Here is an 11,859-nt window from a genome sequence, read left to right as displayed (position 1 = left end):
ATTGAACTTAAAATCATCATTACAACAAGTGCAACTAAAAAAATAATATTAGAATAATCAATAAAATAAATTGACATAAATATCATTATAAGAGGAGCAATCCAAGCGATTATATAAAATATTGATGCCTTATAAATCTTACTGAACAGATAAGCGTCATATACTTTGTCATTTTTTTTTGATAACAAGCCTGCCACTAGAAATTATCTTCTTGTTTCTTTTTGCTTGATAAATTGGCAGAAGAATGGAAGAAATAAAAATGATGAGCCACATTGACAGTACAACTATAATTTTATTTGTGGGGCTAATCATAAGAATATTTCCTTTAAAAATTATTCCCAAAACAGTTGCTATCGAACCAGATACACCCACTAACTGAGGAACATTGTTAGTCTTTTGTTCTGAATCAGTAAATAATCGGTAAGTTTCAGTATCAATAAAATAGTCAACGCCCTCATTTGTCAGTAGAAATATTTTTTCTGAAATTTCCATTTTCTCTTGTTTTTTTCTCCCATATAGCAACAATTCTTGATTTTTTAATTGCCAAAATTAAATATGGAAAAAGTAAAGTGAACAGAAAAAATACAATACCATATAGAATAAACAGTCTAGGTTCTGAAGTTGTAACATATAGTCCTCCAAATATTGGAGTTAAGATTAAGAAAAACAAACAGATTAATATAACTATCCTAATATGCTTTTTCACTTCTCTAAGTATCCTCAACTTTTTTTCGGGCACCAACACAATAGCTTTGTATTTCCAAGCTTTTAATCCTCTATCCAAGTCTTTAAATCTTGGATAATCAAACATTCTCTCAACAAAATATAAAAGAGAAGTGATAAGAACTGTTAAAATAACCATTCCTAAAACTAAAGATATTTTTACCAGATAAGTTGGTGAAGAAATAATCGATTGTGCTAACACTCCAAGAACAGTTGCTAGAATCCCTGAAAATTGAGCAAAATTTTTCCTCTGATTTGAAGAAGAATTATTAATCTCAGTTTTTATATAAAAAAGCTGAAAGGTCTGTGTATCAATGTAATATCTCTTCCCAACTTCTTCATATAAAAATTGTTTATGAGAATCAAAGATAGAACTTTTCTTTTCTATATTTACCATTATCTACCTCCTTCTTTTTTTAATTTTATCGTAAATAAAATCAAAACCAACACCAAGAGCCGCACCTATTCCAATTCCAATAATTGTACCAACCCCAGGAGCAAGAGCAGTCCCAAGCATTCCTCCAATTTCTTCTGCAACATATTCACCTGCTACATCTCCCACCGCACTCAGTCCAGCATGAACAGCCGTTTTATTTAGAGCATCATTTGCATCCTCTCCCGATACAATCTGTGTCCCATAGTCCACAAAACTACTTATTTGCCAAGGAGCAAATCGTGTCACATTTTTTAGGCTTTCTCCCAAACTAGAAGACCATACATACACTTTCTCCAAAATTCAAAAGTGAGTTATCTTCTTTATCCGTGGAATAATTTACTTTAGATGAATTATTCCCACCTTCTTCTGCTACAAGTTGAGCTTCTTTAGAATAATAAGCAGATTGTGGTACATAATTTGGATAATAAGCTACGTTAGAATTACTATACCCTCCGGATGAATAAGCATAACCTCCAAAGTAAGAGTATCCTCCACCATAACCATCATAAGTTGGCGTATAATAAACCACAGGTGGAATATAATTTGGCACATACTCATAGCCATTGGCATAATAAGTCGTCGCATAGGGATTGCTCGTGTTGTAATAAACAATCGGTGGCACATATTTGTAGTAAACATTAAGCGTTTCATCTTGTTTTGGATAAAGTCCTGCTCTTATCTTATTTCCTTCGATATAGTAATCTCCAAAGTTATAAGGGACACTAACCGAATAAGGCTTGTTATAAAGTCCACTGGTTGATTCTTGACCGAGATAAGTGCCATCTGTGCCGTAATAAGCATAAGTGACTGTACTTTGAATATGGTAATAATCGCCGACATGAATAATATTTCCTGTAGTCTTTTGATTTTGCCAACCGTATTGATAATGAGGAAAAGTGCTTACTGGCACATTCCAAGAAACATTTGGAAACCAGATAAATTGATGTTGGGGAACGATAAGCTGATTGTTTTCGTCCGCATCATAGTAGTTAAGATAAACAATATCACGAACTTGTGTGGTTAAATGCGCTTGAAGCGCCGAACCAAAAAGGTCATAGCGAACGCCTTGGGAATATTGATAAGAATTTCCACTACGAACTGGCGCTGGACTGTAAAAATCATAGTCAAAGTTTGACAGAAAACCGACACCCAGATAACCGCCATAAGGGAGACTAGCTTGACCATTCAAGTTGGTATCAGGGCTTGTCGTATCATAAATAACACCACTTGAATCTGTCGCAAGATTAGTGGTCTTTGGAATGACCGTTAAAAGGTTGGCAAGATTGGTTTTGACTCCTTGGGCCATATCAATATCCGTTGTGATAAAAGAGGCGAGAACAGGGATTTGAAAATTCGTATTATGTATGACAATTTGATAATTGAGATTGACATTATTTGCCCCGTAGTAGAGGGCGACAATCGAGTTTCCGTCGGAGTTGGCAATGTTTTGTCGCCTGTAAAAGCCAATCCAATCGGACAGTCAGACGTACTTCCTGCGGGGGCTTGCCAGCTTGATTCATCTGTTGAAATGACTTTGTAGATCAAATCTAGATTGGTTCCGGCTAGGGTTGTTCCAACATTAGTAATTCGTCCAGAATCTTCTGCATTCATAGTATAAGTGGTCGCAGGTATGGTCGGGCCGTCCGTTCCACCAAAATTTTCAGCACTAATTTGACCTGTTGCCTGACCCACAATCGGAATAACTTGTGTATTTTCTGACCAATGTAGACCGTCTGGGGTCAGAAAATTATTGGGTACAAGATTATTAGCCTTGATTGTAATATTGATATCATCTAGCGTGGCTGGTCCTGTAATGTCATTGGCGACTGAACCTGTCGCAGAAATCGAGCTTATGACAGGGTCTTGACCATTGGCTTGACTGGCAATTGAACCATTTGTGAGAGCAGGATTTATGATTGTTCCGCTCGCCGATAGGCTTGAAGCAATTGTGACGTTTACTTTTGATGAATCAAGGGGAACATTTGGGGCTTTTGAAGTTGAGGCGTTTGAACTCAATGAAGCTGAAATATCTGAAGAATTAGAACGTGCTTCTCCACTTGAAGCCTGAGCCGAACTGGTTGAAGATGATGAAACTGAACTGGCATTTGGAGCGGTGCTTGCCTGTGAAACTATTAAGGTCGCCGCTTTAGTTTGCATTTCTGCCTGTGAACTTCCTGTATTTCCTTCGGTTGTCGAATCAGACGCGGCAAGAGAAGAATTTACAGTTGGATGGGTGACAGCTTCAGTTTGGCTTGGTGGGATAACAGCTAAATTTTCATCAGCTTTTACTGCTAAAGGCAGATCATAAACTAACAAACTCAAAAGAATTCCAGTGCTAAGTAACCAAAATTTACTTGGTGACTTCATCTGAAAGTGCTTTTTCTGATTTTCCAATGCAAAATCTCCTTTTAGTGAATATTTTTTGTTTTCTGATTATTTAACATTATACGCTTAATTAGAAGCTTTGGTAAAAATAAAGTAATTATTTTAACTTAATTTAAAAATAAGACTTTTAGAATACAAAAAAGCCTACCAACTTTGGTAGACTTTTGATTTATTTACTATTTTCTTATTTATCCCTCTGAAATTCTCAATAGAGATTTAATTGCTGTACGTTGATCCATTGCTTCATATGCTTTTTGAATTTCATCTAAGCTAAATTCTGCTGTAAAGACACGGCCTGGATTAATCTCCCCACTTAAAACTGCTTCAAGTAAGATTTCCTTATCCCAGCGTGCGACAGAGGCTACTCCACCTCCAAGTTGAATATTTTTCCAAAAAAGAGAATCAACCCATTCATTGTAATCAACATCATGAGGAACTCCCACACGACCTACTCGCCCTCCTGCTCTTACCGCTTGAAAAGCAGATTCAATTGCTTGTTTTGTTCCGACACATTCTAAGGCAGCATCTGCACCATAACCATTGGTTAAGAACATTATTTTTTGAATCGCTTCTTCCCCGCGTTCAGCAATAATATCTGTTGCACCAAAGTCACGCGCAAGTGCTGCACGGTCTTCATGGCGACTCATGGCAATAATCCGTTTTGCTCCTAAAAGTTTAGCTGAAATCACTGCACAAAGTCCAACCGCTCCATCACCAAAGACAACCACTGTATCACCTTCATGGACATCTGCTGCTTTAGCTGCATGAAAACCTGTAGGCATGACATCAGCTAAAGTCGTCAATGAAGCCAACTGGTCATCAGAATAATCACTTGGTTGACCCGGGATTTTGACAAGGGCACCATCAGCATTAATTGCTCGATAGAATTCTCCTTGATAGCCGCCATTCACACCATCTTTTGCATTTGGACAATTGGCTTCAAAGCCTGCCAAACAAATTGGACAGTGTCCACAACCGTGCGTAAAGGGAACAATGACAAAATCTCCTACTTTAAAGTTTTTAACTCCGGCGCCTACTTCTTCAATCAGACCAATAGCTTCATGCCCTACCTGTCCAGGTTGACGTTCAGAAATCCCACGGAACCACCATAAATCGGAACCACATACGCAGGCACGAACAATTTTTATGATAGCATCTGTTTCTTTTACAAGTTGCGCTTTGGGAAATTCTCTAACTTCCATTTTATTTTTTTCGACAAAATAAGCTGATTTCATTTTTTTACTTCCTTTTCTTTTATTGAATTCATTATAAAATGAATTTTACTTTTTTTAAAATACTTTTTTAAAAACTCCTTATGCTTTTAAAGCATAAGGAGAACTAAGGGCTTATATAATGCCACCAACTCCTCGACCAAAGAGTTTGCTGTTGGAAATTTTTTGATAAAATTCAGCGACCTTTGGTGTAAGATTATAGCGTAATGCCAGTGGTCTTAAGGTCACTTCTAATTTTGCTAACTCATCTGCAAGTTGGCCTTGATTCTCTAATTGAACTTTCGTATGAAGTAAACACTGGCGTTCCCAGTCACGAATATTTCGGTCTAATATAAGGTTATAGAGTTCATTTAAAATTTCTTCTTTTTCAAATGTTTTATTCATGACCTCATTATGCCACGAATTTATTTCTAAGGCTACTAAAAACGCTTACGATTTTTAAATTATCGTTTTTTGGTCAAATTCATATTTGGATAGTTTTTGAGAATTCTGCGCAAATTATAATGTTTTAATTTTAGAGGTTTATTTTTAAGTAATTCTAATACTTTTATCCGATTTGCTGCTGTTTCATGGTTTGTAAAGAGATGTTTAAGACGAAATTCTTTGATTGCTGCATTTTCTTTGTCAGAATCATCAATCATAGCCAAGACTTCTTTTTTGGTTGAAATCGTAAAAATAAATGTTGAAACAAGGTCAGCCAGAAAGATAATTAATATCAAAATCACACCCCAACTGTGGGTTAATTCATTAAAATCATGAATCCAATTTTGAACAGGTGGATTAACTAATTTAATCAAAATAATACAACCTACACCCCAAAATAATGAAACGGGAACAGCTACTCTTCCTTCAATATTGAAAGGGAGGGTTGAGTAGTCCCATAACTTCATATTAAAGAATTTCTCTAAAATCCAACTTCCAATGAATTCAACGACTGTCACAATCACAATCGTATTAAGATAAAGGCTGAATAAATTTCCGGTATCTGGAACTAAAAGTAAGACGGCAGAGACGCCAAAACCATAAACAGGGCAATAAGGGCCTAATAAAAAACCTCTAAAAACAAAATGCCGGTCTTTAAATGAGCAATAGAAGGTCTCCCATATCCAACCAATAAAAGAATAAACGATAAAAGTCATAAAAATTTCCATATATTTCTCCTTGTTTGTTTAATCTTTTACATTATATCATCTCTTTTAGTAATTTTTAAATTTCATTTATAAGATAAGAAAAAAGCTGTTTAAATTCAGCTTTTTATGATAATTTTTTATAATGATTTTAATTTTCCATGGAAATCAGCAATTGATTGATAACCTTTTTTATCCATAATTTCTTCTAATTCTTTAATGATTCTATCAAAGATTGCAGGGCCTTCTTTGTGTAAAGCTGTTCCAATTTGAAGCATTGTAGCTCCACATAAGAGGTGTTCAAAGGCATCTTGTCCTGTTTCAATACCACCTGTTCCAATGATTTGAATTTCAGGTTTGAGTCGAGTATAGAAAGCACGAACATTTGCAAGCGCTGTTGGTTTGATGTATGCTCCACCAATTCCACCAAAACCGTCTTTAGGCTTAATAACTACGCTTTCTGCTTCTGAATCAATAAAAAGTCCATTCCCAATACTATTGACTGAGTTAACATAAGTCAACGGAAATTGATTGAGGATTTCTGCCATGATATCAAAATGAACGAGGTCAAAATAAGGAGGAAGTTTTACACCTAAAGGCTTTGTGAAGAAGGTAAAAACTTCTTTTAGGAGTTTTTCAGTGGCTTCAAAATCATAAGCAAGCTGTGGTTTCCCAGGGACATTTGGACAAGAAAGGTTCAATTCTGTAATTCCTGAAAAATTACTTTCTTGAATTTTCTTAAGCATAGCGATATTTTCGGCTGCGCTCATCCCAGCAATGGAAAAGAAGATTGGCGCTTCTTGAGCCTTTTCTTTTTGATTTTTTAAAACATAATCTAAGTAGTAATCAAACCCTAGGTTAGGTAAGCCCATAGAATTAATTGAGCCTAATTCTAAGTCAACATAACGTGGGAGTGGATTACCTTCTCTTTTTTCTAATGTGGAACTTTTGGTGATATAGGCCCCTGCTTGAGAGGCTTTTAATTCTTCTAAATCCTCAGTTGTCATACAATGGACTCCTGAAGCGTTCATGAATGGATTAGCGAATTCCGCATTTGCAAAAGTTGTTTTTAGCATTAAAAAATCGTTCCCCTTTTCTATTTTTAACTATTCTATCACAAAAAAGACAAATTCAAAATTTTTAAAGTTCGAGTCAAATGATGAGGTGGCATTTTTTTCACATGATATAATTAAATTAGAGCAAATGGAGGTGTAAAATGAGTACAGAACGAGCTATTTTTGCTGGTGGTTGTTTTTGGTGTATGGTTGAACCTTTTGAAGAACGTCCAGGTATTCTGGCTGTAACTAGTGGTTATACTGGTGGACATATCGAATACCCTACTTATGACCAAGTCCTCTCAAAAGCTTCTGGCCATACGGAAGCAGTTGAAATTTTATTTGATAATGAATTGATTTCTTATGATGAACTATTAGATATTTATTGGTCATTGATTGACCCCACTGATGCTGACGGACAAATTTATGACCGAGGTGCAAATTATCGTCCAGTGATTTTTGTTGAAAGTGAAGAACAAAGAATTGCTGCTCAAAAAAGTAAAATTGCCTTAGAGAAATCTGGAATTTGGGATAAACCAATTGTTGTTCCGATTGAAGAGGCAAAAACTTTTTGGCCAGCTGAAGAATATCATCAACAATACTATAAAAAAGATCCTAAACGTTACCAAGCGATGCACAAAGCACGTGAACGTTATTTAGCCTTACAACGTTTTAAAGGGAAATTTAAATTTTTAAGAAAAAACACTAGATAACTAGTGTTTTTATTTTATATTTGGCCACTCTTTACCAAACCATTCTTGGTATAGGTCTTCCACAATTTTGACTGTCGTCATTGTCATTTCTGGGGAAAGTTTTTCACTTTTTTTCTTGCCCTTATTGATCAGTTCAGCAATTTCATCAATCTCATAGCTGAATTCACTTGGCATTGGATGAGAAAATTCTTCAACCGTTCCATCATTTTTAATAAGACTGGCTTGGTTTGATTTCCAATAATTTGGAACTGAAATTTCTCCTTTTTCACCATAAATGATAAATGTATTTGGTTTATCTAAGCGCGTGCTAAGTGAAATATTAATCATAATTTCTGCTTTTTTTAAGAGAATTTCGTAATCTAAATCTGCTTTATTTTCTTCAGAAGACCAATAAATTCCTTTTGCTGCATCAAAACCTGTTCCAAATAAGAATTGTAAGACAGAGAGTGGATAGCTGGCATGCATGATAAAAGCGCCACCGCCTTCTTTTATGTCTAAGGCCCAGCTCTCCCGGTTGGTATGGGGTCTGAAATCATTTATTGCAAGACGAGATATTTTACCAATTTCATTGGCATCAAGCCATTTTTTGATTTGGGCCATCACAGGTAGGAAAACAGATTTTTGAGCTTCCATCAAAAAAAGATTTTTTTCATTTGCTATCTTGAATAATTCCTGACTTTCTTCAAGAGTCAAGGTAAATGGTTTTTCTAGAAGTACATTTTTACCTGCTTCTAAAGCCATTTTTGCTTGAGGATAATGTTGTTTATTGATGAGTGGAATATAGATTAAATCAATTTCTGCTGCATTTACTAAGCTTGCATAATCATCATAAACTTGTGGAATTTCTAATTCCAAAGCGGCTTTTTGTGCTTTTTCCTTATTTCTGGCGGCAATCCCAGTAACTTCAGCTTGACCACTCTCTTTTACACCTGCTACAAATCTTGGAACAATTTTAGCGGCACCCATAATTCCGATTTTTAACATTTGACTTCCTCTTTCGTCTCTGGGTTTAAATACCAATAATCACGGTATCTACGGTTTCAACTCCTGCAGTGGTAACACGGACTCTGGCCAGATTTTCTACTGTATTAACATCAAAAAATCGGTCACCACTGATATCGTTTTGAATGATTTTTACAGTTGCTTCTGCCGGAAATTTTTGTAAGGTTTCAATAAGTTCTTGCGTTGTCATAATGTTTTAGTCAGCCCTTTCTGATAGATATTCCCAACGTTCATATTTTTCTTCAAGTTCTTTTGTTTTGTTGTCTAGTTCTTTTTGTAAATCCAGTAGGAGTTCTGTATTTGAACCATTTTCATTCATTTCTGTGTCAATCTCAGAAATTCGCTCTTCGATTTCAGCAATTTGGCTTTCAATGGTTTCCCATTCTTTCTTTTCCATATAGGTCAGTTTCGTTTTGTCAGTATTTTCAGTTTTGTCAGTACTTATTGGACTTTCAATTTTACTGACAGCTTTGTCAGCAGATTTTTCTTCCATTTTGACGGCTAAATAGTCACTGTAAGCACCAAAATAATGATTAATTTGCCCATCTTCAAAGGCAAGTAATTCGTTGCTCACTTTATCTTGGAAATAGCGGTCATGAGAAACTGTCAAAACAGCACCCGGAAAAGAGCCTAGGAAATTTTCAAGTACGGTTAAGGTTGCAATATCCAAGTCATTGGTTGGTTCGTCAAGCAAAAGCACATTGGGTTGTAATAATAAAATTTTAAGTAAATAGAGTCGTTTTTTCTCACCACCTGAAAGTTTAGAAATCAGTGTTCCATGACTACTTCTTGGGAATAGAAACTGCTCTAATAAATTAACAATTGAGATATTTTCACCGCTGCTGTTATGTGCAGCAGATGCAACTTCTTCAAGAAAGTTAATCATGCGTTTATTTTCATCAAGTCCTCGAATTTCTTGACTGAAATAACCAATTTTTACTGTTTCACCAATTTCCAAAATCCCGTCAGTTAATGCTAGCTCACCATCAATGATATTGAGTAAGGTCGATTTTCCGACACCATTATCACCAACAATCCCCAAGCGCGAGTGCCCTTGAACGATTAATTCAAAATCTTTAAAAATTGGTCGGTCAGGATAAGAAAAAGCGGCATTTTTAAAATTAATTACTTTTTTCCCTAAGCGGCTGCTCGCAATGTTGAGTTCTAAATCTCCTAGATTTTTACTAGTTTTCATAGAATCTTTAAGGTCTTCAAAGCGGTCAATCCGTGCTTGTTGTTTTGTAGCACGCGCTTGAGGTGATTTACGAATCCAAGTTAATTCAGATTGATAAAGTTGTTTTGCCTTGTGACTTGCTGCGGCTTCTCTTTCTTCATCTTCAGCTTTTTTTGCAAGATAATCTTGATAATTTCCTTGGTATTCTTTAAGACCCGCATCTTCAAGTTCAAAAATTCGTGTTGCAACATTATCTAAGAAATAGCGGTCATGTGTAACAAAAAGAACGGTTCTTCGAGAATTTTTTAGATAATTTTGCAACCAAGCGATGGTTTCAACATCGAGGTGGTTGGTTGGTTCATCAAGTAATAATAAATCGGAATCATTGACTAAAGCTTGAGCCAATTGAACCCGTCTTTTTTGTCCACCTGAAAGACTTTCGATTAGAGTGGCGGGGTCAGGAAGTTGAAGTTTTGTCAAAATTGTTTTGACATCTGCTTCTACTTGCCAAGCATTCAAAGCATCCATTTCTGATTGGGCACGTTCTAACTTAGCTAAATTTTCATAATCTAAAAGGGCTGCTTCGTAATTTTTAATTGCTCGCATTTGCGGAAGCGAATCATCTAAGACGGTGTCTAAAATTGTAGCTTTTGGATTAAAATCAGGTTCCTGAGTAAGGTATGTAATTTTATAATTTTGTGGATGATCAAAGGGCGTGCGGTCTCCATCAAATCCTGAAAGTCCTGAAATAACATTTAGGAGCGTTGTTTTACCCGTACCATTAACTCCCAAAAGACCAATTCGGTCAAGATCATGAATGATAAAATTGATTTGGTTGAAAACCGTTTTTTCTCCAACTGATTTACTTAAATTTTGTGCGATGAAGTCTGCCATTTTTCGTCCTAATTTCTCTTATATTACCTTTGATTATACCACAAAAAAGCCTGTCAGTAATGACGGCTTTAATTTTTTGCTGATAAAAAGCTGGATAGTAAACTAATTATTTCTGTCAGTATTTTTTACTGACAGATTTCATTTGATGAGCTGTCAGTAATCTTTTTACCTTCACGAACATCAAAAGGATGTACAATTTTTTCCAGTTCTTTTAAAAAAAGTTCAGCCTGATTGGTCAATTGAAGTTCACTTAGTGAAATCCAACCAATCTCAATATTATCCTCCACTGCTAAAGGAATGGCTACAATATTGTCACCATTCAAGTCTTGACTGACAATTCCAGTTGAAATTGTATATCCATTTAATCCAATCATCAAATTGAAAATGGTGGCTCGGTCTCCTACTTTAATGTCTTTTTTAGCATAAACTGTAGATAAAATTTCTTCTGAAAAATAGAAAGAATTGTGTTCTCCTTGTTCATAGGATAGGCGGGGAAATTCTTCTAAATCTTCTAATGTTACAAATTTTTTATGAGCTAAAGGATTTGTTGAACTGACAAAGATATGCGGCTCCGCCAAGAAAAGTGGATGAAAAGTTAATCGATTTTCTTTTAAAATCTTATCCATAACATTTGCATTGTATGAATTTTTATAAAGAATTCCTAACTCACTGCGCAGTGACTTTACATCTTCAATAATTTCATAAGTTCTAGCTTCTCGCAGAGTATATTCGTATTCTCCAATCCCCTGACATTCTGTTTTTTTGACCATATTGACAAAGGCATTCACCGCAAAAGCATAATGCTGGGTCGAAATCGCACAAAGTTTTCGAGAGGGCTTTCGGTCCAACCACCGTGTTTCCAATAAATCAGATTGTTCTACAACTTGTCGTGCATATCCCAAAAACTCTGCACCATCTGCTGTCAGCGAAATTCCTTTACTTGACCGTTGAAAAAGCGACAAATCAACTTCCGCTTCAATATCTTTAATCGCCTTCGACAAAGAAGGTTGTGTAATAAAAAGAATTTCAGCAGCTTGATTAATTGAACCCACTCTGGCTACTTCAATAAAATATTTGAGTTGTTGTAAACTTATCGTCATTCCTTTTTCCTTATTTCA

11 protein-coding genes and 1 pseudogene are annotated in these 11,859 nt (G+C 35.6%); 1 reads left to right on the top strand and 11 read right to left on the bottom strand.

Annotation, left to right across the window (positions count from 1 at the left end):
* Nucleotides 1–168: 168 nt before the first annotated feature.
* The 7 genes and pseudogenes from AB6B24_RS02105 to AB6B24_RS02075 form a co-directional block, all read right to left on the bottom strand.
* Complete coding sequence (locus AB6B24_RS02105) at nucleotides 169–492, bottom strand: hypothetical protein (RefSeq protein ID WP_230317947.1); 324 nt, start codon at nucleotides 490–492, stop codon at nucleotides 169–171.
* The gene (locus AB6B24_RS02100) at nucleotides 455–1,120 is read right to left on the bottom strand and encodes a hypothetical protein (RefSeq protein WP_230317948.1); all 666 of its coding nucleotides are present in this window, start codon (nucleotides 1,118–1,120) and stop codon (nucleotides 455–457) included. Before AB6B24_RS02100 ends, AB6B24_RS02105 begins: the two co-directional genes overlap by 38 nt.
* 3 nt (nucleotides 1,121–1,123) lie before the next feature.
* Nucleotides 1,124–3,553 (bottom strand): annotated as a pseudogene (locus AB6B24_RS02095) (cell wall anchor protein).
* Nucleotides 3,554–3,732: 179 nt separating this feature from the next.
* Nucleotides 3,733–4,779 carry a zinc-dependent alcohol dehydrogenase family protein gene (locus AB6B24_RS02090; protein WP_311803102.1) on the bottom strand — a complete coding sequence of 349 codons (1,047 nt, stop codon included), beginning with the start codon at nucleotides 4,777–4,779 and terminating at the stop codon, nucleotides 3,733–3,735.
* A 111-nt stretch (nucleotides 4,780–4,890) separates the two neighbouring features.
* Entirely contained in the window at nucleotides 4,891–5,160 is a 270-nt protein-coding gene (locus AB6B24_RS02085; protein ID WP_003130676.1) for a bacteriocin immunity protein, read from the bottom strand.
* Nucleotides 5,161–5,219: 59 nt separating this feature from the next.
* Complete coding sequence (locus AB6B24_RS02080; protein ID WP_015426713.1) at nucleotides 5,220–5,927, bottom strand: hypothetical protein; 708 nt, start codon at nucleotides 5,925–5,927, stop codon at nucleotides 5,220–5,222.
* A gap of 116 nt (nucleotides 5,928–6,043) precedes the next feature.
* Nucleotides 6,044–6,979 (bottom strand): dihydroorotate oxidase, encoded by a 936-nt coding sequence (locus tag AB6B24_RS02075; RefSeq protein WP_023188730.1) that lies wholly within the window; start codon nucleotides 6,977–6,979, stop codon nucleotides 6,044–6,046.
* 140 nt (nucleotides 6,980–7,119) lie between these two features.
* On the opposite strand from AB6B24_RS02075, the gene msrA reads away from it, so the two are divergent.
* Nucleotides 7,120–7,671: a peptide-methionine (S)-S-oxide reductase MsrA gene (gene msrA, locus AB6B24_RS02070; protein ID WP_003130680.1), complete on the top strand. Its 552-nt coding sequence runs from the start codon at nucleotides 7,120–7,122 to the stop codon at nucleotides 7,669–7,671.
* 9 nt (nucleotides 7,672–7,680) lie between these two features.
* On the opposite strand, the gene AB6B24_RS02065 is transcribed toward msrA, so the two are convergent.
* From AB6B24_RS02065 to AB6B24_RS02050, 4 genes are all read right to left on the bottom strand, one after another.
* Entirely contained in the window at nucleotides 7,681–8,655 is a 975-nt protein-coding gene (locus AB6B24_RS02065) for a Gfo/Idh/MocA family protein (RefSeq protein WP_003130682.1), read from the bottom strand.
* A gap of 25 nt (nucleotides 8,656–8,680) precedes the next feature.
* Nucleotides 8,681–8,863, bottom strand: a complete 183-nt coding sequence (locus AB6B24_RS02060) for a hypothetical protein (protein ID WP_012898161.1) — start codon at nucleotides 8,861–8,863, stop codon at nucleotides 8,681–8,683.
* Between the two features lie 6 nt (nucleotides 8,864–8,869).
* Nucleotides 8,870–10,741, bottom strand: coding sequence for an ABC-F family ATP-binding cassette domain-containing protein (locus AB6B24_RS02055; RefSeq protein ID WP_311803101.1), 1,872 nt, complete (start codon nucleotides 10,739–10,741; stop codon nucleotides 8,870–8,872).
* A gap of 125 nt (nucleotides 10,742–10,866) precedes the next feature.
* Nucleotides 10,867–11,841: a LysR family transcriptional regulator gene (locus AB6B24_RS02050; RefSeq protein ID WP_311803100.1), complete on the bottom strand. Its 975-nt coding sequence runs from the start codon at nucleotides 11,839–11,841 to the stop codon at nucleotides 10,867–10,869.
* Nucleotides 11,842–11,859: the final 18 nt, after the last annotated feature.

Origin of the sequence: Lactococcus sp. AK05, from assembly GCF_041026685.1 — a bacterium.
In the GTDB taxonomy this organism is placed as follows: domain Bacteria; phylum Bacillota; class Bacilli; order Lactobacillales; family Streptococcaceae; genus Lactococcus; species Lactococcus lactis.
The sequence above is the reverse complement of the archived record's forward strand: the minus strand, read 5'-3'. Positions and strand labels throughout refer to the sequence as shown.